Source organism: Caulobacter soli, assembly GCF_011045195.1.
Taxonomy (GTDB): domain Bacteria; phylum Pseudomonadota; class Alphaproteobacteria; order Caulobacterales; family Caulobacteraceae; genus Caulobacter; species Caulobacter soli.
The window spans coordinates 4,780,230-4,800,074 of sequence record NZ_CP049199.1; the positions used below are offsets into that span (position 1 = coordinate 4,780,230).

The window sequence follows — 19,845 nt, forward strand, 5'->3', positions numbered from 1 at the left end:
GGCGGACCTCAGGCGGCGTATTTCAGCAGGTCGTTGGCGCGATTCAGCCAACCTTTCAGGAACACCGCCTGGGTCGGGTCCTCGGCGACTCGGGCGTGGATCCGCTTGACCCGCTGGCTCAGGATCGACCGCCCCACGATCTTGGGATCGGCCTTGGCCAGGGCCGTGGTGGTCTGGTTGCCGATCGCGCCGTCGGCGCTGACGCCCAGCGCCGTCTGAAGCCAGATCGTCGCGCGCCTGGGTCCGTAGAGCACCGCGCAGTCGATGACGATCATCTTCAGATTGCCGTCGGTGATCACGCCGAAGCCAGGCTGGGTGATGTAGCGGTCCTTGTAGATGGCGATCGCTTCGGACCGGCTCATGTCGCGAACCTCGTCCGACGTGGCCTTGCGGCCCAGGTTGCGCCAGGCGCCCAAGGTCGCCGCCGTGACGCCGAAGTTCGTGGCCCCGCCCTTGTCGTTGGCGTGGTTCACATAGCCGCCCTCGTACAAGAGCACGCGGTCGAGAATTTCGTCATCCGTCATGGCGTCCCCCGATGCCGTGAGAAGCCGATAGGATAACAGCGTTATTCAATAACTCAATAGTTGCGCTTCATGTTTAGTCTCGCCCATTGCGTTCATCGCGACTCGCTGTCGGGCCGATAAGGCGTCCCGTCGCGACGCCGATAAAAGTCCTCGCCCGCCCGCGCGACCATGTCGATGTCGCTGTAGGTGCAGGTGTCCCGGTCCGGCCGGCGCGAGCCCATCTCCAGCAGCACGGCCTCGCGGTCGGAACGGTTCTCCAGGTGGTGGCCGTTTTCGACCCCGGCCTTGAAGCCCGCGCAGTCGCCGGGCCGCAGGATCGTCTCGCCGCCACCTTCTCCTTGGGCGTCCTCGACCAGCACCACCTCGCCCTCGACCACCCAGACGAACTCGTCTTCCGCGCTATGCCAATGGCGCTGGCTGCTCCACTGGCCCGGCGGCAGGCGCATCAGGTTGACGCCGAACTGATCCAGCCCGGCCGCGTCGCCCAGGGCCCATCGCCGACGCTCCCGGCACGGCGCGTCGTGCGGCGGTGGGTAGTCGGTCCCGACCCGCGTGGGGGCGATGGGAATGTCGATCTTCGGCATGGCGGCGTTCTCGGGTTTGCGTCAGGCGCCAGGGGAGCCTAAAGCCAGGACAATGAGTGACAACAGCCCCTCCCTCGTCCTGGATCCCGTCGCGCTCGCGCAGGCCTTGATCCGCCGCCCGTCCGTGACCCCGGCCGACGAAGGCGCGATGGACGTGTTGCAGCGCCAGCTGGAAGCCCTGGGCTTCAACTGCCGCCGCATGAAGTTCGGCGAGATCGAGAACCTCTACGCCAAGCGCGGCGCAGCCCGCCCCAACCTCTGCTTCGCGGGCCACACCGACGTGGTGCCGGTCGGCGACGACGCGGCCTGGACCGCCGGCCCCTTCGAGGCCGAGATCAAGGACGGGGTGCTGTACGGCCGCGGCGCGGTCGACATGAAGAGCGCCATCGCCGCGTTCGTCGCCGCCGTCTCGCGCCTGCCGCAAGACCTGCCCGGCTCGCTCAGCTTCCTGATCACCGGCGACGAGGAGGGCGTGGCCGAGGACGGCACCGTTCGCGTCGTCCAGGCCCTGGCCGCCGAGGGCGAGGTCATCGACCACTGCATCGTCGGCGAGCCCACCAGCGCCAACCTGCTGGGCGACATGGTCAAGATCGGCCGGCGGGGCAGCATCAACGCCTGGATCGCCGTGGACGGCAAGCAGGGCCACGTGGCCTATCCGCACCGCGCCGCCAACCCGATCCCGGTGATGGTCGACATCCTGAGCCGCCTGCAATCGCGCGTGCTCGACGACGGCTACGAAGGCTTCCAGCCCTCGAACCTGGAAGTCACCACGGTCGACGTCGGCAACACCGCCACCAACGTCATCCCCGCCAGCGCCAAGGCCCGGGTCAATATCCGCTTCAATCCGGCCCACCAGGGCAAGGACCTGCAGGCCTGGATCGAGCAGGAGTGCCGCGAGGCCGCCGAGGGCTTTTCGGGCCGGGTCGAGGCGCTGTGCAAGATCAGCGGCGAGGCCTTCCTGACCCAGCCGGGGGCCTTCACCGACGTGATCGTGGCCGCCGTCGGCGACGCCACCGGCCGCGTGCCCGAGCTGTCCACCACCGGCGGCACCAGCGACGCGCGGTTCATCCGCAGCCTGTGCCCAGTGGTCGAGTTCGGCCTGGTCGGCTCGACCATGCACCAGGTCGACGAGCGGGTCCCGGTTGATGAAGTCGAGGCCCTGGCTGACATCTACCAGGCCCTGATCGGCCGCTATTTCGCGGCCTTCGCGGCCTAGACGACCCGGAGCGGCGATGGACGAGCTTTCGATCGCCGACATCCTGGCCGAGGTGGCCGTGCTGGTGAAGCCGTACTTCGGCCGAGGGCGGACCGCCGACTACATCCCCGAACTGGCCAATGTGACGCCGACCAAGTTCGGCATGGCCGTGCGCACGATCGGCGGACAGGAAGCGGTGATCGGCGACGCCGACGAGGGTTTCTCGGTCCAGAGCATCACCAAGGTGTTCTCCCTGGGCCTGGCGCTGAACCGCTTCGGCGACGAGGTCTGGACGCGGGTGGGCAAGGAGCCGTCGGGCACGCCGTTCAACCATCTCTCCCAGCTGGAATCCGAAGAGGGCGTGCCGAGGAACCCCTTCATCAACGCCGGGGCCATCGCGGTCTGCGACCAGCTGATGGACGTGTTCAAGGATCCGCCAGCCCTGGTGCGCGGCTTCGCGGGCTTCCTGGCCGGCGAGAAGGTCGAGATCGACGAGGCGGTGGCGGCGTCCGAGCTGGCCAACGCCTGGCAGAACCGCGCCATCGCCAACCTGATGCGCGGCAAGGGCACGATCACGCACGATCCGGAGGCCGTGGTCGCCGCCTATTGCCGCCAGTGCGCCCTGACCATGAGCTGCCGGCAGCTGGCCCGCGCCATGCTGCCCCTGGCGGCCGGCGGCTTCTCGCCGATCGTCGAGGAGACGATCTTTCCCGAGCGCCTGACCCGGCGCCTGAACGCCCTGCTGCTGACCTGCGGCATCTATGACAGCGTCGGCAGCTTCGCCTATCGCGTCGGCCTGCCGGCCAAGAGCGGCGTCGGCGGCGGCGTCGTCGCCATCGTGCCGGGCAAGGCGGCGATCGCGGTGTGGTCGCCGGAGCTGGACCGCTTCGGCACCTCGGTGGTGGGGACGGTGGCGCTGGAACGGTTCAGCCAGCTGACCAACTGCTCGGTGCTGTAAGGGCGTCTACCTAGTCTTGAGCCAGATCAAGGTCGCTCCCAAGGCGGCCGGGGAAGCTTCACCGTTCCAGTAACGGAGAGCTTCCATGGGCCCCTTCCTCATCCTCGTGCTCGTCGCCTTCGGCGCCTTCATGGCGGCGCTGGCGTTCGGCCAGATCCAGACGGCGCGCGCCGAGCGCGCCAGGCGCCGCTAGGCTTCGCCCTCGTAGCCGACGCCGGTCAGGTACAGCCCATCGGCCGGGGCGACCGGCCCGCAGGCCGTGCGGTCCCTGGCCTCCAGCGCCGCGCGCACGTCGTCGGCGGTCCAACGCCCGACCCCGACCTCGGCCAGGGTGCCGGCCATCGACCGCACCTGGCGATGCAGGAAGGAGCGGGCCTCGAACACCAGATGGACCTCGTCGCCGACCCGCAGCACCCGAGCCACGTCCAGGGTCTTGAGCGGCGACTTGGCCTGGCAGGCCATGTCGCGGAAGGTGGTGAAGTCGTGCAGCCCGACCAGATGCTGGGCGGCCACGTGCATCGCCTCGGCGTCGACCGGCTTCTTGACGTGCCAGACCTTGCCCGCCTCCAGGGCCGGCGGGGCGCGGCGGTTGAGGATGCGGTAGAGGTAGCGGCGCTCGTTGGCCGAGAACCGGGCGTGCCAGTCGTCGGACACGACCGTCGCGTCCAGCACGCTGACCGCCTCGCGCACCAGGTGGGCGTTCAGCGCGTTCATCACCGTCTCGGTCGGCCAGTCGCGCTCCAGGTCCACATGCACCACCTGGGCCGTGGCATGGACGCCGGTGTCGGTGCGCCCGGCGGCCGCGATGCGGATCGCCTGGCCGCTGAAGGCCTTCACCGCCGCTTCGATCGCGCCCTGCACCGACGGCTGCGAGGCCTGGGCCTGGAAGCCGTTATAGGGCCGGCCGTCATATTCGATCGTCAGGCGGTAGCGGGGCATCAGGCCAGGACCGCGCCCGTCGCCAGCGGGAAGCCGCGCACGAAGACTTCCGCCTCCTGGACGCCCTTGCCCTCGCGCTGAGCCTTGAGCAGGCGCACGGCGCCCTCTCCGCAAGCGATCAGCAGGGCGTCGTCGAGCACGGCGCCGGGCGCGCCCTCGGCGTCCTCGACGCGCGACAGCAGGGCCTTCACGCGCACCGGCCCCTTGTCGCTCGGCGCCTCGAACCAAGCGCCCGGGAATGGCGACAGGCCTCGGATGTGGCGGTCGACCTCGGCGGCCGGACGGGTCCAATCGATGCGGGCCTCGGCCGACTTGATCTTCTTGGCGTAGGTGACGCCGTCTTCACTCTGCGGGACCTCGCGCGCCCCGCCGCGTTCGATGGCGGCCAAGGCGACGGGCAGCATGCGCGAGCCGACGGCGGCCAGCTTGTCGTGCAGGGTCCCGGCGGTCTCCAGGGCGTCGATCCGCACCTGCTCGCCCATCAGCACCGGGCCTTCGTCCAGGCCCACGCTCATCCGCATCACCTGGACGCCAGTCACCGCGTCGCCGGCCATGATCGCCCGCTGGATCGGCGCGGCGCCGCGCCAACGCGGCAGCAGGCTGGCGTGCAGGTTGAAACAGCCCAGGCGCGGGGCGTCGAGCACTTCGGCCACCAGGATCTGGCCAAACGCCACGACCACGGCGGCGTCGAGGTCGAGCGCGCGGAAGGCCTCGATCTCCTCGGCCGTCTTCATGGAGACCGGCGTGCGCACCGGCAGGCCCAGGCTCTCGGCGAAGGCGTGGACCGGCGAGGGCTTCAGGTCCTGGCCGCGACCGCGCGGGGCGGGCGGCTGGGAATAGACGCAGGCGATCTCGTGGCCGGCGGCGACGAGCTCGGCCAGGCAGGCGACGGAGAATTCGGGCGTTCCGAGAAAGGCGAGGCGCATGGCGAGGGTTTAGACGGCCTGCGTCGCGGGGGAAAGCTGGAGTCGGAACCTACACCGTAGACCGCCGTTCTATGGGCGACCCTATTTCCAGGAGGAAACGCCATGCGCTCCGTCACTCTCTTCGCCGTCGCCGGCCTGGCCGCCCTGTCGCTGGCCGCCTGCTCGGACGAGCACGCCACCCAGATCAAGGAAGGCGCCAAGGCCGCCGGCAGCGAGATCAAGCAGGCCGCCACCGACATCAAGAACGATCCCGACGTCAAGGAAGCCGGCACGGCGCTGAAGGAAAGCACCGAGGAAGCCGCCGCCGACGCCAAGGTCGCGGCCGGCGAGGCCGTCGACAAGGCCAAGGAAGCCGGCGCCAAGGCGGGCGTCGAGACCAAGGAAGCGGCGGCCGACATCAACGCCGACGCCAAGAAGGCCGGTACGAAGGCCAAGCAGGACGTCCACGAGGCAACGAAGTAGATGACGATCGGGGACATGCGCTTGTGCGTGTCCCCACCGGCTCAGCGCATTTCGGAAGCTATAGCCGCCGCCACGCCATGATTTGGGGACGCGCCCAAGGGCATGTCCCCGGCCTGACTAGGCCGCGCGGCGCGCCTTCTTGACCTTGCTGATGGCCCGGTCGCGCTTGAGGCGCGATAGGTGGTCGATGAACAGCACGCCCTTCAGGTGATCCATCTCGTGCTGGATGCAGACCGCGAACAGGTCCTGCGCCTCTTCCTCGACGGCCTCGCCCTTGTAGTTCAGGTAGGTGAGCTTGACCTTGGCGGGACGCTCGACCGCGTCGTAGACCTCGGGCACCGACAGGCAGCCTTCCTCGTATTCGAAAAGCTCCTCGGACTCCCAGGTGATCTTCGGATTGACGAAGTAGCGGGGGGCCGGCTCCTCGCCCTCGCGGGCCAGGTCCATGACGATCACGTTGACCAGTTCGCCGACCTGCACGGCCGCCAGGCCGATGCCGGGGGCGTCATACATGGTCTCCAGCATGTCATCCATCAGCGCGCGCAGGGCGTCGTCGACGGCGGGCACGTCCTTGGAGACTTGCTTCAGGATCGCCAGATCGGCGGCGTTATCGACGGTGAGGATGCGACGGATGGCCATGATATCGCTCAGGTAAGGGCAGCGCCGCCCGGGGTCAAGGCGACGGAAGGGCGCGGCTGGCGGTCACGCCGCTTTCAAAATCCGCTCGTCCCGGCGAACGCCGGGATGAGCGGAGAAAAGAAGCGCTACGATTTGGCCTGCAGCTTCGGCGTCTCGTCCGCCGCCAGCTTGATCAACGGCCGCACCGCGCCCTCGACCGGCGTCAGCTCGGTGATCTCCTTGCCCTCGTGGTCCACCGACAGGTCCTCGAAGCGGCGGGCCTGGGTCAGGACCTGGCTTTCCAGCGAGCCGACGAACTGGTTGTAGCGGCCGACCGCCGCCTCCAGCGCCTTGCCCACCGAGCCGGCGTGGGCGCCCATCACGGCGATGCGCTTGTAGAGTTCGCGGCCCACGGCGACGATGTTGGCGGCGTTCTTGGCCTGGTCCTCGGCGCGCCAGCCATAGGCCACGGCCTTGCAGAGCGCGAACAGGGTGGTCGGGGTGACCAGCAGCACCCGGCGATCCATGGCCTCGGTCATCAGGTCGGGCAGGCGGTCGAGCGCCGCGGCCAGGAAGCCGTCGCCGGGCACGAACATGGCCACGAAGTCGGGTGAGCCCTCGCTGGCGAACTGGTCCCAATAGGCTTTGGCGGAAAGCCCCTGCATGTGGGCGCGGACGCTGGCGGCGTGGCGGGCCAGGGCGCTTTCGCGCAGATGGTCCTCGGTCGCTTCCTGGGCCTCGAGGAAGGCGTTCAGCGAGCACTTGGCGTCGATGACGAACACCCCGCCGCCCGGCATCTTGACCTTCACGTCGGGACGACGGCGGCCCTCGTCGCTCTCGACGCTGAACTGTTCCTCGAAGTCGAAACGGTTGTTGAGGCCGGCGGCCTCCAGCACGTTGCGCAGGGTCTGCTCGCCCCAGCGGCCCTGGACGCCGGCCCCGCGACGCAGGGCGGCCGACAGTTTGCGGGCCTCGAACTGGGTGGCGACCGAGGCCTCCATCAGGGCGTTGATCTGGGCCTTGAGGCCGCCGGTCTCTTCGGCGCGGGCCTTTTCGACGGCGGTGACCTGGGCCTCGAACTTGGCCAGGGTCTCGGCCACGGGCTTGAGCTGGGCTTCGAGGCGGGCCTGCGACAGCAGCTCGCGGCTCTTGAAGTTCTCCTCGGTGCGCTTGATCAGCGCCTCGGCCACGGTGTTGGCGGTCATGGTCGCCTGCTGGGCGGCCTGGGCGCGGATCAGCTCGCCTTGCGTGGCGGTCTGATCCTCCAGCAGCCGGGCTCGCTCGTCGGCCTGGATGAGCTTGGCGTTCAGGTCCCAGGCCTTGGCCTCGGCGCGCGCGGCGCGGCCCATGGCCCAGATGGCGACCGCCGCCGCGACGATGGCCACCAGCAGCAGGACGAGGGCGAGGATCAGGAACGGATCAGAGAAGTTCATGCTCCGTTCTTAGCCGGAGTCGGGGGATCGGGGAAGCCAAAGCCTCCCCCTATGGGGGAGGTGTCGGCGAAGCCGACGGAGGGGGGAGGGATTGGCAGGCAGCATTCAGGATCGGCGACCCTAAAACTCCCCCCACCGATCGCTACGCGATCGCCTCCCCCACGGGGGGAGGCTTGAACTAAGCCGGCCTACGCGCCCTCAACGCCTGGGCGATCGTCCCGTCGTCCAGCCAGTCCAGGTCCCCGCCCACCGGCACGCCCCGCGCCAGCATCGTCACCGACACGCCGGTCGGCGCCAGACGATCCGCCAGGTAATGCGCCGTGGTCTGGCCGTCGACCGTGGCCGGCAGGGCCAGGATGACCTCCTGGATCTCGCTGTTGCTGGCCCGGCCCAGCAGTTCGCCCACCCGCAACGCCTCGGGCCCGACCCCGTCCAGGGCCGACAGCAGGCCGCCCAGCACGTGATAGCGGCCCTTGAACGAGCCGCCGCGCTCCATGGCCCATAGCGAGCCGACCTCCTCGACCACGCACAGCAGACGGTTGTCGCGGGTGGCGTCCGAGCAGACGGCGCAGGGATCGGAGGTGTCCAGCGAGCCGCACACCGAACAGGTGCGCACCTTGGCCTGGGCGTCGACGATCGCCGCCGCCAGCGGGGCCAGCAGGGTGTCGCGCTTCTTCAGCAGGGCCAGGGCCGCGCGCCGGCCCGACCGCGGCCCCAGGCCCGGAAGCTTGGACAGCAGAGCGATCAGCCGCTCGATCTCGGGTCCGGCGGATGCGGCCATCAGTCGTCCTTGTGCGGCGCAGTCAGCGGCTGCGGACGGCGACCAGCTTCCAGCAGCGGCAAACCCGCCTCAGTCGGCAGATAGATGATCTGGTGACCCCCTTTCTCGGAGGTCTCCTGCAGCATCTCGATATAGCGCCAGCGCAGGTAACCCTCGGGACCGCCCAAGCTCTCGGCGATGATCTTGTTGGCCGCCGCGACACCCTGAGCGCGGCGAACCTCGGCCTTGGCGTCGTAGTCGGCGGCCTCGAACTTGGCCAATGCCTCCTGCACCCTAACCTGACGGTTCTGGGTAGCTCGGGCCAGTTCGGCCTCGCCGTGCTTGCGCGCCGCGAAGACGCTGTACTGTGGCCAGCCGATCAGCAGGCCGACGATGATCAGCAGGACCAGGCCGATCCCGAGAAAACCCAATCCGCGCATGCTCAGCATCCCCCGTTGATCCGATTGGCGCCTAGAACTTCATCCCGGGCAGGCCGCCCATCATGCCGGCCATGGGACCAGCGGCTTCCTGCATCATCTGCGCCTGCTGGGCGTCGAGCTTGCGCTTGGCGTCGGCGTGGGCGGCGACGATCAGGTCGGCGATCACCTCGCCCTCGCCCGGCTCGACGAGGCTTTCGTCCAGCACCACCTTGGCCAGTTCGCCCGACCCCTTGAGGGTGACGGTGACCATGCCGCCGCCGGCGGTGCCGTCGACGGTCAGCTCGGCGAGCCGCGCCTGGGCGTCGGCCAGTTTCTGCTGCATGGCCTGGGCCTGCTTCATCAGGCCGCCGAGGTCTTTCATGGGTTCAACTCCATAAGCTCCGAGGACGAAACAAGTCCGTTTCCCCGGCGAAGGCCGGGGCCCAGGTGAAACCCACCAACGGCCCCGGATGAATCTGGGTCCCGGCCTTCGCCGGGAAGACGGATATAATGAGCCTAGAGGTCTTCGACCTCGTCCGGCTCGATCGGCGGCGCCTCGGGCGTCATCATCTTGCGGACCTCGACGATCTCGGCCCCCGGGAAGGCGTCCAGCACCGAGGCGACGAAGGGATCCGAGCGGATCGCCGCCATCTCTTCCTTCTCCTCGCGCTTCTGGCGCTCGAGCAGGCTCTCGGCCCCGCCGCCGCCCTCGGCCGCGACCAGCCAGGGCTGGCCGGTCCATTCCTTGAGCGCGCGGACCAGACGGCCGGCCAGGTTGCCAGGCGCCCCGGGGGCGGCCTCGAAGGTGATCGCCCCAGGCCGGAAGCTGATCGGGCGGACATATTGCTCGACGTCCAGGCGCAAGCCGATGTCGCGCTTCTCGGCGATCAGCTTCACGACGTCTTCGAACGAAGCGAGAGTCGGCGCGGCCTGGGTGGCCGGCGCGGCCATCACCCGGGCCTGGGCGTTGACGGCCCCGCCGCCGCCTCCGCCGCCCAGCGAACCGCCGCCGCCACCGCCACCGCCCGGACCGCCGCCGACCGGCAAGCCGTCGCGCAGGGCCTTCAGCGCTTCTTCGGGACCGGGCAGATCGGCCGCGTAGCACAGGCGGATCAGGGCCATCTCGGCCGCGGCCATGGCGTCGGGCGCGCGGCGCACTTCCTCATGGGCCTTCAGCAGCATCTGCCACAGGCGCGACAGCGTGCCGGCCGAGGTCTGAGCCCCGATCGCGGTCAGGCGCGCGGCCTGCTCCTTGGGCATGGACAGGGCGTCCGGCCCCAGGGCCTTGGCCACGGAAGACGCGTGGCAGTGGTCCAGCAGATCCAGCATGACCACCGCCGGATCGGCGCCAAAGCCCCACAGGGCGCGGAAGCCGGTCAGCGAGTCGCCCGGCTTGCCGCTCATGACGTTCTCGAACAGGGCGATCGTCTGGCCGCGGTCGGCCAGGCCCAGCATGTCGCGGACCACGGCGGCGGTGACGGTCGAGCCGCGCTCGCCCTGGACGATGGCCTGGTCCAGCAGCGACAGGCCGTCGCGCACCGAACCCTCGGCGGCGCGGGCGATCAGGGCCAGGCCGTCTTCCTCGACCTTGGCCCCTTCCTTGGCGGCGATCTTGCCGAAGTGCTTGACCAGCACGTCGGGCTCGACCCGGCGCAGGTCGAAGCGCTGGGTGCGCGACAGGATGGTCACCGGAACCTTGCGGATTTCGGTGGTGGCGAAGATGAACTTGGCGTGCGGCGGCGGCTCTTCCAGCGTCTTCAGCAGGGCGTTGAACGCCGCTGTCGACAGCATGTGCACTTCGTCGATGATGTAGACTTTATAGCGCGCCTCGACCGGGGCGTAGCGCACCCCGTCCAGCAGCTCGCGCATCTCGTCGACCTTGGTGCGGCTGGCGGCGTCCAGTTCCAGCACGTCCATGTGCCGACCCTCGATGATCGAGCGGCAGTTGCGCCCCTCGACGGTCAGGTCGACCGAGGGCTGGTGGACGGTGTCGGTCTCGTAGTTGAGGGCCCGGGCCAGCAGACGGGCGGTCGTGGTCTTGCCCACCCCGCGCACGCCGGTCAGCATGAAGGCGTGGGCGATGCGGCCGGTGGAGAAGGCGTTGGCCAGGGTGCGGACCATGGCCTCCTGGCCGATCAGGTCCTCGAAGGTGCGCGGCCGGTACTTGCGCGCCAGCACGGTGTAGGCGGCGCCGGACTCTTCTTGGGGAGCGTCGGACAGCGGTTCGGCGGCGACGGGCGTGGCGGCGGGAGTCGCGACGACGGGCGGCGTCGCCTCCACAGGCGGCCCTCCGAAGATGTCGGCGGTGTTCTCGTCGCGTTCAGCGGGTTCTTCGTCCCACGGCGGCGCGGAATCGGTCGTGAGGTCGTCGTGGTCGGCCATGCTCGGAGTGTAGTGCGCCGTAGCCCACAGCAAAAGGCTCGGCCCGTACTTGAGGGCGCATTGCTGTCAGAATGTGGGGAAAGGTGGAGACCGGCAGACGACCCGGAGCGAAACTCGTTGTGGCTGCTGCCTCTCGGCCCTGACCAGGTTGGCGAGGACTCCGCCCGTCACCGATCTCCGAGGCCTATATCGCGACTCATCGTGACGGATGCAAGACACTGAATGCGAGATTGGGCGCGGCCCCGTGACGACTCTTCGTCGCGGATGCTACAGAATCATCATGGCCCTTTCGATCATCACCAACATCTTCGCCGGCAATCCGCTGGACCGCGCCAGCGAACGCCGGGGCGACGAATCCTGGCTGGCCGAGAAGGCCGACGACCCGCACTCGCTGGCCGTGGCCATCTGGAACGGCAAGCCGCTGGTCGAGGATATCCTCGGCGAGGACGGCAAGGTGACGGGCGCCCAGATCGCCTATCTGCGCGCCGACATGGCCAAGGACCTGGCCGGCACGCCCGAGCGCTTGCTGTTCCTCGGCCTGTGGAAGGACATCGCGGTGTTCGCCGTCGACCTGGAGGGCGGGGCCGATCCGGCCGAGGGACCGCTGCAGGGCCTGGGCCGGTTCGAGGACCTGCGCGGGATCGCCCCCACCCTGCCGCCGCCCGACGCCGGCATCCTGGCCACCGCCAAGTCGATGTTCGAATGGCGCCGCAAGCACCGCTGGTGCAGCAACTGCGGCCAGGAGACCAAGGTCATCGACGGCGGCTGGAAGCGCGAATGCCCCTCCTGCCAGGCCGAGCACTTCCCGCGCACCGATCCGGTGGCGATCATGCTGGCTCTGCACAACGGCCGATGCCTGCTGGGCCGCCAGGCCGCCTGGCCTCCGGGCATGTATTCGGCCCTGGCCGGCTTCATCGAACCCGGCGAGACCATCGAGGAAGGCTGCGCGCGCGAGCTGATGGAGGAGGCGGGCCTGACCGCCACGGCCGTTCGCTACCACTCCAGCCAGCCCTGGCCCTGGCCCTCGTCGCTGATGATGGGCCTGATGGCCGACGTCGACAGCGACACAGCCGCTCCCGACCAGACCGAGCTGGAAGCGGTCAAGTGGTTCACCAAGGACGAGGCCAGGGCCCTGATCAGCGGGCAGATGGAAGGCTTCTTCGCGCCCCCGCCGCTGGCGATCGCGCACCAGCTGATCAAGGCCTGGGCGGAGTCGGAAGCTTAAAAGCCTCCCGCTGTGGGGGAGGTGTCGCCCGAAGGGCGACGGAGGGGGGAGTGATCGGCCAACGACCACAACCCGGATCTCGATCCTAATACTCCCCCCACCGATCGCTGCGCGATCGCCTCCCCCACAGGGGGAGGCTTTAGTTGGACTAAGGCTCGGCCTTACGAAACCAACCTCATCAGCTCCCGCACCACCATCACCGCCAGGACGATCGTCGACAGCGAGAACACCAGGAACCGCAGGGTCACGGCGTTGACGCTGACCTGCACCAGGCTGTGGACCACCCGCAGCGCCACATAGAGCCAGGCCAGGTGCAGGGCCCAGCCGTCCGCATGGCCGGCCACCTGGATGGCCAGGGCGGCGGCGTAGAAGATGGTCGGCTGCTCCATCAGGTGATTGTAGTTGTCGGCCGCCGCGCGAACGCCGGGCGGCAAGCTGTTCAGGCTGCCGGGATGGGCCGCGTCCTGCGGCTTGACCCCGGCCTTGCTCATCGCCGGAAGGCGGCGAACGTACATCCACAGCCACATCACCAGCGACCAGGCCACCAGCGCCATCACCGGCGCGACCAGCGTGTTGTTCATCGTACGGCCCTCCCCAGACCTTGTGTTTTGGGAAGGCTAGACGCGGAACGTTGTTATCGCAAAGCATGCCGCTGCGGCAGGATTGCACAATACAGCCAGGTTTTTGTCGTCCAGCCTCGAAATGACCGGGGCGCGCTCGCGAGCGTGGCCGTGCGTTCCCACCTGCCTGTCGACCCGTGAACGGAGTTTCCCAACATGACCACCACGCCCTCGGCCGCCGCTTCCGGCCAGTTCCGCATCGGCGGCGACCTTCCCGTCAACCGCCTGGGCTTCGGCGCCATGCGGATCACCGGCCCGGGCATCTGGGGCGAGCCGGAGGACCGTGACGAGGCCCTGCGCGTGCTCAAGCGCCTGCCCGAGCTGGAGGTCGACTTCATCGACACCGCCGACAGCTATGGCCCGTTCGTCAGCGAGGACCTGATCGCCGAAGCCCTGGCGCCCTACCCCAAGAGCGTGATCGCCACCAAGGGCGGCCTGACCCGCGTCGGCCCCGGCGCCTGGCCGCCCGTCGGCCGTCCGGAATATCTGCGCCAGTGCGTGCTGATGAGCCTGCGCCGGCTGAAGATCGAGCGCATCGACTTGTGGCAGTTGCACCGCATCGACGCCAAGGTGCCGCGCGACGAGCAGTTCGGGGTGATCGCCGACATGCAGAAGGAAGGCCTGATCCGCCACGCGGGCCTCAGCCAGGTCAGCGTCGAGGAGATCCAGGCGGCCCAGAAGCACTTCAAGGTCGCCACGGTGCAGAACCTCTACAACTTGACCGACCGGACCAGCGAGGCGGTGCTCGACCACTGCGAGGCCGAGGGCATCGGCTTCATTCCCTGGTATCCGCTGGCCTCGGGCGACCTGGCCAAGCCCGGCGGCGTGCTCGACGCGATCGTCCACAAGACCGGCGCCACGCCCAGCCAGATCGCCCTGGCCTGGGTGCTCAAGCGCAGCCCGGTGATGCTGCCCATCCCCGGCACCAGCAAGGTCAAGCACCTGGAGGACAACGTCGCCGCGGCCGGGATCACCCTGTCGGACGAGGACTTCGCGGCCCTGGACAAGGCGGCGAAGGCCTAAGCTGATCCGTCTCCCTCTCCCCTTGCGGGAGAGGGTGGCCCCGCAACGCGGGGTCGGGTGAGGGGTTGAAGACCAGAAAAGCCGCGACAGCCGAAAGGCCGGTCGCGGCTTTTGCGTTTATCGACCCTCATCCGCCAGCTTCGCCGACACCTTCTCCCGCAAGGGAGAAGGTTTCAGGATCAGACCCGATCCCGGAACGGGTCCGCCGGATAGACTCCCAGAATCTCGAACTTGTCGGAGAAGAACTTCAGCTCGTCGAACGCCAGGGCCAGTGGGCGATCCTCCGGCCGGCCGTCGACCTCGGCGTAGAAGAAGGTGGCCGTGAAGGCCCCGCCCTCCATGTAGCTTTCCAGCTTGGTCATGTTGACGCCGTTGGTCGCGAAGCCGCCCAGGGCCTTGTAGAGCGCGGCCGGCAGGTTGCGGACCTTGAACACGAAGCTGGTCACGCAGCGGTGGGTGAACGGCGGCGGTTCGGGCGACTTCTCGGCGGTCATCACCAGGAAGCGCGTGGTGTTGTTGCGCGCGTCCTCGATGTCGCGGGCCAGGATGTCCAGGCCGTAGATCTCGGCGGCCAGGGCGGGAGCCACGGCGGCGCGGGTCGGGTCGGGCTTCAGCGCCAGGGCCTTGGCGGCGCCCGCCGTGTCGCCGGCGCTCTCGTGGGCCAGACCCAGCTTCTTCAGGCTCTGGCGGCACTGGCTGAGCGCGATCGGCATCGAGCAGGCGATCTTCACCGTCTCCAGCGTCACGCCCGTATTGGCCATCAGCTGGAAGCGGATCGGCTTGAAGCGCTCGCCGATGATCTTCAGGCCCGAAGAGGGCAGCAGGTGGTGGACGTCGGCCACCCGGCCGGCGATCGAGTTCTCGATCGGGATCATGCCCAGCTGGCAGGCGCCGGTCTTGATGGCCTCGAACGCCTCCTCGAAGGTGGCGCAGGGCACGGCCTCGTAGTCCGGGAAGTACGTCCGGCAGGCCTCGTGGCTGTTGGCGCCGGGCTCGCCCTGGAAGGCGATCTTCTTGAGGATGCTCATGCTGGCTTTCCGGCCGCATAAGCGCGCGCCGCTTCGAGATCAGAGGGATTGTCGACCGAGATCGGGGCCTCGGCGGCCACGGCGGCGCGCAGGGACAGGCCCAGCTCCATGGCCCGCAGCTGTTCCAGCTTTTCGCGCTTCTCCAGCGGCGAGGGCGGGGCGGCGTTGAAGGCTTCCAGCGCGGCGCGGCGATAGCCGTAGATGCCGATGTGGCGCCAGACGGGGGCGTCGCCATAGAGGGTGGAGCGGGTGAAATAGAGCGCCCGGCCCGACAGGCCGTCCTGCTCCATGGCCAGCACGGCCTTGACCACGTCGGGGTTGGCGCGGTCGGCGGGCGAGGCTTCGGGCGCCACCACGGTGGCGATATCGCACCCGGGATGGGCGCTCAGCAGGTCGGCGCAGGCGCTCAGCACCGACGGTTGCACGAACGGCATGTCGCCCTGCAGGTTGATGACCACGTCGTGGCGGCGTTCGGGGTCGAGGACCTCCAGCGCGGCCAGGATGCGGTCGGAGCCCGAAGGCAGGCCTGGATCGGTCAAAACCGCCAGGCCGCCGGCCTTCTTGACCGCGTGGACGATCGAAATGTCGCCCGCCGCCACCGCCACCGGACCGATTCCCGCCGCCTGGGCCTGGCGCAGCACGCGCACGATCATCGACACGCCGCCGATGTCGGCCAACGGCTTGTCCGGGAGGCGAGTGGCCGCCATGCGGGCCGGAATGACGACGATAGGGTTCATGAGAGGCCGTTGCGGGTCAAAACCGTTGCTGCCCGGTTGCGCCCCGGGCGGTAGCGTGTAAGAGACGCGAGCGCAACATGGAGCGCACGGGGGAAACCTCCGGGCGCGGATTCGGGCCTGTCGATCAGACGGCCCCCAAGAGGCTGGTAAGGCTTTAGATGAGCGACCTGACGTTCAATAAGATCGCTGGCGGCGTGCTGCTGACCGGCCTGATCATTTTCGGCCTGCGGGAAGCGTCGGACATCGTTTTCGCCAAGCACGAGCTGGAAAAGCCGGGCTACGAGATCGCCGTCGCCGAAGACACCGGCGGAGCCGGCGCCGTGGCCGAGGTCGCGCCTGACTGGGGCAGCGTCCTGACCCCGGCCAATGTCGCCGCCGGCCAGGCCGTCAGCGCCAAGTGCGCCTCGTGCCACAACTTCACGCCCGAGAATCACACGGGTCCCGGCCTGTTCGGCGTGGTGGGCCGCAAGCCCGGCACCCACCCGGCCTTCGCCTATTCGGCGGCCATGGTCGATTTCGGCAACAAGAACCCCGTCTGGGACTACGACCACCTCGACACCTTCCTGAAGGCGCCGGGCAAGGACGTCTCGGGCACCAAGATGACCTTCGTCGGCCTGAAGAAGCAGGAAGACCGGATCGCCATCATCGCCTATCTGCACAGCCTGGGTTCGAGCCTGCCGATCCCGGCGCCGAAGCCGGCGGGGGCGGCTCCCGCCCCCGCCGCTGGCGCCGCTCCGGCGGCTGGCGCGGCCGCTTCGGGCGCCGCCCCCGCGGCTCCGGGCGCTCCGGCTCCGGCCGGCGCTGGCGCTCCCGCCGCTGGCGCGCCGGCCACCCCGGCCCCGGCCGCGACGAAGTCCTGATCGACTTCAGTCCAGACCAAGATCAAGAGGCCGCGAAGTTCGCTTCGCGGCCTTTTTCTTTGCCTTCATTCCAGGCGCCCCAGCCGCCGTCGAAACGCCTGCAGCAAAGCTGCCTTGCGGCCTTTTCCCATTCCGTGAGTAGAGTATCGGACCGTACCGCCATACCGGAACCGTTCGACCATGACTCTTCGCCCGCTGGCCGCCACAGCTCTCGCCGCGATGCTGATCGCCGCCCCGGTCTCGGCCCTCCCCAGCTTGGCCTGGGCCGCCAAGGCGCCGACCGTGGCCCTGAAGTCGCTGGCCGACCTGCCCACGCCCCTGCCCTATCCCTATGACGAGAAGGCCGACGCCGAGGCCGACGTCGCCGCCGCGCTGAAGCGCGCCAAGAAGGCCCACAAGCTGACCCTGATCGATTTCGGCGGCAACTGGTGTCCCGACTGCCGGATCTTCGCCGGCCTAATCGAGCAGCCCGACCTCAAGGCCTTCGTCGACAAGCACTACGAGGTCGTGACCGTGAACGTCGGCCGCTACGACCAGAACATGCAGATCCCGGCCCGCTACGGCATCGACAAGCTGAAGGGCGTGCCGACCTTCCTGGTCGTCGACACCAAGGGCAAGCTGGTCAATCCCGACGCCCTGTTCGCCCTGACCGACGCCCGCCACATGACCCCACAGGCGCTGGCCGACTGGCTGGCGCAGTGGACGAAGTAGGCTGACGCCGCGGGACGCCCCCTCCGTCGGGCTTCGCCCGCCACCTCCCCCGTTACACGGGTGAGGAGCGACCTTCTCCTCCCCTGCGAAGCGGGGGAGGTGGCGCGGTGCGCAGCGCCGTGACGGAGGGGGCGTCCCGCCGCCGCTAAGGCCTACGCCATCCCGTCACCGACCCGCCGCCCGCCGCCTCGACGCGGGCGATCGCCTCGGCCAATGGTTCCACGGCCACGGCCATGTGATGGGCGTTGGCGTGCAGGATGGTGTCGGCGTCCAGCAGGATGGCCACGTGGCCCTTCCAGAACACCAGGTCGCCGCGCCGGCGCTCGGCCTGCGTGATCGGCGCGAAGAAGGCCAGTTGCATGTCGGTGTCGCGCGGGACCGCCTGGCCGCACGCCGCCAGGGCCTGCTGCACCAGGCCCGAACAGTCCAGGCCCAACGATTCGCGGCCGCCCCACTGGTAGGGCGCGCCGAGATAACCTTCGGCCACCGCCACGTAGTCCGACAAGGCCACGCCCACCGGCGCCAGGTGGGCGGAGACGAACCAGCCCGTGCCCTCGCCCTTGGCGAACCGGCCCTCGGTCGCCTCGATCGTGGCCAGGGCGTTCAGCGAATACAAGCCCACCGGCCGTGACTTGATGTTCGGCTCGGCGAAGGCGTAGGTGCGCGGGACCGCGACCTGATGGGTGGCCAAACCGCCCAAGGCCGCCAAGTCGTCCTCGGCGACGAAGCCGACATAGCCGTCGCGCGTCGCCTGGCCCCAGGCGAAGCCGTCCTGGACGTCCAGCACCCGGAAGAGCTCGCCGAACAGCAGCTGGTCCCACTGCTCGGCCATCGGATGGGCGGCCTTGCGCAAGGCGGCGGTCGGGACCGCGACCTGGCGCGGCTTGGGCGTCTCGTAACGTTCGGCGGCGACCAGGCCTTGCAGGTCCAGGTCCGCCAGGTCCGGACGGGCCAAGGTCAGGCGGGGATCGCTCATGCCGAAGCCTTCGGGAACCGCGCCTTCAGCATGCCGTACAGCCCCCGGATCACCTGGGCCTCGCCGCCGGACGCGAAGCCGGGCCGGGCCTTGGGGTTCCAGGCGAAGATGTCGAAGTGAACCCACGACCCGGTGGTCGGGGCGAAGCGCTGCAGGAACAGGGCCGCCGTCATCGAGCCGGCCTGGGCCCAGGCGTCGGGATCGTTCTTCAGGTCGGCGATGTCGCTCTCGACCGCCTCGCGATAGCCGTCCCACAGGGGCATGCGCCAGACCGGGTCGGAGGCGAGGCGCGCGCCCTCCTCGATCTCCAGGGCCAGGTCGTCGTCGGGGGTGTAGAACGGGATGACCTGCGGACCCAGGGCCACGCGGGCCGCGCCGGTCAGGGTGGCCATGTCGATGGTCAGGACCGGCTCCAGCTCGGCGGCGCGGGCCAGGGCGTCGGCCAGGATCAGCCGGCCCTCGGCGTCGGTGTTGCCGACCTCGACGGTCAGGCCGGCGCGGGTGGCCAGCACGTCGCCCGGGCGCATGGCGTCGCCGGCGATGGCGTTCTCGACCACCGGGACCAGCACGCTCAGCGCCACCGGCAGGCCGGCGGCCATCACCATCCGGCCCAGGGCCAGGGCGTGGGCGCCGCCGCCCATGTCCTTCTTCATCAGCCGCATGCCGCCCGAAGGCTTAATGTCGAGGCCGCCAGTGTCGAACACCACGCCCTTGCCGACAATCGCCAAGCGCGGATGGGCGGGATCGCCCCAGGTGATCTCCAGCATCCGGGGCGCGCGGGCCGGGACGGCGGCGCGGCCGACAGCGTGGACGGCGGGGTAGTTCTGGTCCAGCAGGTCGTCGCCCGTCACCACGTCCAGGGTCGCGCCATACCGTTCGGCGATCTCGCGGGCGATGGTCTCGATCTGCAGCGGCCCCATGTCGTTGGCCGGGGTGTTGACCATGTCGCGGGCCAGGGCGCAGGCGTGGGCGACGGCGTGGACCTCGTCCAGGTCGACGCTTTCGTCCGCGACCAGTCGTCGCGGGCCCTCGTCCTTCCGGGGCCGATAGCGGTCGAACCGGTAGCCGCCCAGGGCGAAGGCCAGGGCGATCTGGCCGGCGTCGAGACCATCCGGGATCGCGGCCACGCGGTAGTCGCCGGCCGGCAGCTTGCCCGGCAGGGCGCGGAACAGCATGGCCTCGGCCTTGTCGCGGCCGCCCAGCCCCAGCAGCACGCGGTCCACAACCCCTTGCGGCGTCGGCAGAACCAGCACCTGGCCGGCCTTGGCCTTGAAGTCCTCCAGGGCCACGAAGCCCTTCACGAAGCTGGGGCGCGCCTCGAGGAAGGCGGCCAGTTCGTCCTCGTACAGACAGTGGATCGGCGTCGGGGCGCCGTCCTCCGAAGCGCGGGACGAGGCGGCGATGATCGGTTCCGACATGGGCGGGCCCCTAAGCAACGATGGGGAAGGTGGAAATTATGCTTAAC

22 protein-coding genes and 1 other RNA gene are annotated in these 19,845 nt (G+C 69.3%); 7 read left to right on the plus strand and 16 right to left on the minus strand.

From position 1 onward, the window contains the following. Nucleotides 1-8: 8 nt before the first annotated feature. Nucleotides 9-524 (minus strand): glycoside hydrolase family 108 protein, encoded by a 516-nt coding sequence (locus tag G3M62_RS22275; RefSeq protein WP_165190730.1) that lies wholly within the window; start codon nt 522-524, stop codon nt 9-11. A 92-nt stretch (nt 525-616) separates the two neighbouring features. Beyond that, nucleotides 617-1,108 carry a cupin domain-containing protein gene (locus G3M62_RS22280; RefSeq protein WP_165190731.1) on the minus strand — a complete coding sequence of 164 codons (492 nt, stop codon included), beginning with the start codon at nt 1,106-1,108 and terminating at the stop codon, nt 617-619. Between the two features lie 52 nt (nt 1,109-1,160). Between G3M62_RS22280 and dapE the strand changes: the two genes are divergently transcribed. Both dapE and G3M62_RS22290 read left to right on the plus strand, forming a co-directional pair. Next, nucleotides 1,161-2,324 carry a succinyl-diaminopimelate desuccinylase gene (dapE, locus tag G3M62_RS22285; RefSeq protein ID WP_165190732.1) on the plus strand — a complete coding sequence of 388 codons (1,164 nt, stop codon included), beginning with the start codon at nt 1,161-1,163 and terminating at the stop codon, nt 2,322-2,324. A gap of 16 nt (nt 2,325-2,340) precedes the next feature. Beyond that, the gene (locus tag G3M62_RS22290; protein ID WP_165190733.1) at nt 2,341-3,261 is read left to right on the plus strand and encodes a glutaminase; all 921 of its coding nucleotides are present in this window, start codon (nt 2,341-2,343) and stop codon (nt 3,259-3,261) included. Nucleotides 3,262-3,450: 189 nt separating this feature from the next. Here G3M62_RS22290 and truA read toward each other — a convergent pair whose 3' ends face one another. Then, a complete protein-coding gene (gene truA, locus G3M62_RS22295) occupies nt 3,451-4,200 on the minus strand; it encodes a tRNA pseudouridine(38-40) synthase TruA (RefSeq protein WP_165190734.1) in 750 nt (249 codons plus the stop codon). Continuing rightward, complete coding sequence (gene fmt / locus G3M62_RS22300) at nt 4,200-5,126, minus strand: methionyl-tRNA formyltransferase (protein ID WP_165190735.1); 927 nt, start codon at nt 5,124-5,126, stop codon at nt 4,200-4,202. The genes truA and fmt overlap by 1 nt, the downstream gene beginning before the upstream one ends. A gap of 102 nt (nt 5,127-5,228) precedes the next feature. On the opposite strand from fmt, the gene G3M62_RS22305 reads away from it, so the two are divergent. Next, nucleotides 5,229-5,588, plus strand: coding sequence for a cell surface protein (locus G3M62_RS22305; RefSeq protein ID WP_165190736.1), 360 nt, complete (start codon nt 5,229-5,231; stop codon nt 5,586-5,588). Nucleotides 5,589-5,705: 117 nt separating this feature from the next. Here the strand turns inward: G3M62_RS22305 and def are convergent, their stop codons facing one another. The 7 genes from def to ffs all read right to left on the minus strand — a co-directional run bounded on the left by def (nt 5,706) and on the right by ffs (nt 11,377). After that, nucleotides 5,706-6,227, minus strand: coding sequence for a peptide deformylase (gene def / locus G3M62_RS22310; protein WP_165190737.1), 522 nt, complete (start codon nt 6,225-6,227; stop codon nt 5,706-5,708). Nucleotides 6,228-6,352: 125 nt separating this feature from the next. Beyond that, the gene (locus tag G3M62_RS22315) at nt 6,353-7,639 is read right to left on the minus strand and encodes a DNA recombination protein RmuC (RefSeq protein ID WP_165190738.1); all 1,287 of its coding nucleotides are present in this window, start codon (nt 7,637-7,639) and stop codon (nt 6,353-6,355) included. Nucleotides 7,640-7,817: 178 nt separating this feature from the next. After that, nucleotides 7,818-8,420 (minus strand): recombination mediator RecR, encoded by a 603-nt coding sequence (gene recR / locus G3M62_RS22320; protein ID WP_028037346.1) that lies wholly within the window; start codon nt 8,418-8,420, stop codon nt 7,818-7,820. Beyond that, entirely contained in the window at nt 8,420-8,839 is a 420-nt protein-coding gene (locus G3M62_RS22325; protein WP_165190739.1) for an SPFH domain-containing protein, read from the minus strand. The genes recR and G3M62_RS22325 overlap by 1 nt, the downstream gene beginning before the upstream one ends. 31 nt (nt 8,840-8,870) lie before the next feature. Further along, complete coding sequence (locus tag G3M62_RS22330) at nt 8,871-9,200, minus strand: YbaB/EbfC family nucleoid-associated protein (protein ID WP_165190740.1); 330 nt, start codon at nt 9,198-9,200, stop codon at nt 8,871-8,873. Between the two features lie 134 nt (nt 9,201-9,334). Further along, nucleotides 9,335-11,200 carry a DNA polymerase III subunit gamma/tau gene (locus G3M62_RS22335; RefSeq protein WP_165190741.1) on the minus strand — a complete coding sequence of 622 codons (1,866 nt, stop codon included), beginning with the start codon at nt 11,198-11,200 and terminating at the stop codon, nt 9,335-9,337. A gap of 84 nt (nt 11,201-11,284) precedes the next feature. Continuing rightward, nucleotides 11,285-11,377: signal recognition particle sRNA small type (gene ffs / locus G3M62_RS22340), an RNA gene on the minus strand. A gap of 103 nt (nt 11,378-11,480) precedes the next feature. On the opposite strand from ffs, the gene nudC reads away from it, so the two are divergent. After that, nucleotides 11,481-12,425: an NAD(+) diphosphatase gene (gene nudC / locus G3M62_RS22345; protein WP_165190742.1), complete on the plus strand. Its 945-nt coding sequence runs from the start codon at nt 11,481-11,483 to the stop codon at nt 12,423-12,425. Nucleotides 12,426-12,586: 161 nt separating this feature from the next. On the opposite strand, the gene G3M62_RS22350 is transcribed toward nudC, so the two are convergent. Further along, nucleotides 12,587-13,006 (minus strand): MAPEG family protein, encoded by a 420-nt coding sequence (locus tag G3M62_RS22350; RefSeq protein ID WP_165190743.1) that lies wholly within the window; start codon nt 13,004-13,006, stop codon nt 12,587-12,589. A 195-nt stretch (nt 13,007-13,201) separates the two neighbouring features. Here G3M62_RS22350 and G3M62_RS22355 point away from each other — a divergent pair, with 195 nt between their 5' ends. Next, the gene (locus tag G3M62_RS22355) at nt 13,202-14,068 is read left to right on the plus strand and encodes an aldo/keto reductase (RefSeq protein ID WP_165190744.1); all 867 of its coding nucleotides are present in this window, start codon (nt 13,202-13,204) and stop codon (nt 14,066-14,068) included. 179 nt (nt 14,069-14,247) lie between these two features. Here the strand turns inward: G3M62_RS22355 and G3M62_RS22360 are convergent, their stop codons facing one another. Further along, entirely contained in the window at nt 14,248-15,096 is an 849-nt protein-coding gene (locus G3M62_RS22360) for a prephenate dehydratase (RefSeq protein WP_165190745.1), read from the minus strand. Then, nucleotides 15,093-15,833, minus strand: coding sequence for a 3-deoxy-manno-octulosonate cytidylyltransferase (locus G3M62_RS22365; protein ID WP_165190746.1), 741 nt, complete (start codon nt 15,831-15,833; stop codon nt 15,093-15,095). Before G3M62_RS22365 ends, G3M62_RS22360 begins: the two co-directional genes overlap by 4 nt. 158 nt (nt 15,834-15,991) lie before the next feature. Here G3M62_RS22365 and G3M62_RS22370 point away from each other — a divergent pair, with 158 nt between their 5' ends. Both G3M62_RS22370 and G3M62_RS22375 read left to right on the plus strand, forming a co-directional pair. Then, nucleotides 15,992-16,693, plus strand: coding sequence for a c-type cytochrome (locus G3M62_RS22370; RefSeq protein WP_165190747.1), 702 nt, complete (start codon nt 15,992-15,994; stop codon nt 16,691-16,693). A 180-nt stretch (nt 16,694-16,873) separates the two neighbouring features. After that, entirely contained in the window at nt 16,874-17,404 is a 531-nt protein-coding gene (locus G3M62_RS22375) for a thioredoxin family protein (protein WP_165190748.1), read from the plus strand. A gap of 145 nt (nt 17,405-17,549) precedes the next feature. Here G3M62_RS22375 and G3M62_RS22380 read toward each other — a convergent pair whose 3' ends face one another. Then, nucleotides 17,550-18,380 (minus strand): C40 family peptidase, encoded by an 831-nt coding sequence (locus tag G3M62_RS22380; protein ID WP_165190749.1) that lies wholly within the window; start codon nt 18,378-18,380, stop codon nt 17,550-17,552. Further along, entirely contained in the window at nt 18,377-19,798 is a 1,422-nt protein-coding gene (locus G3M62_RS22385) for a leucyl aminopeptidase family protein (RefSeq protein ID WP_165190750.1), read from the minus strand. Before G3M62_RS22385 ends, G3M62_RS22380 begins: the two co-directional genes overlap by 4 nt. Nucleotides 19,799-19,845: the final 47 nt, after the last annotated feature.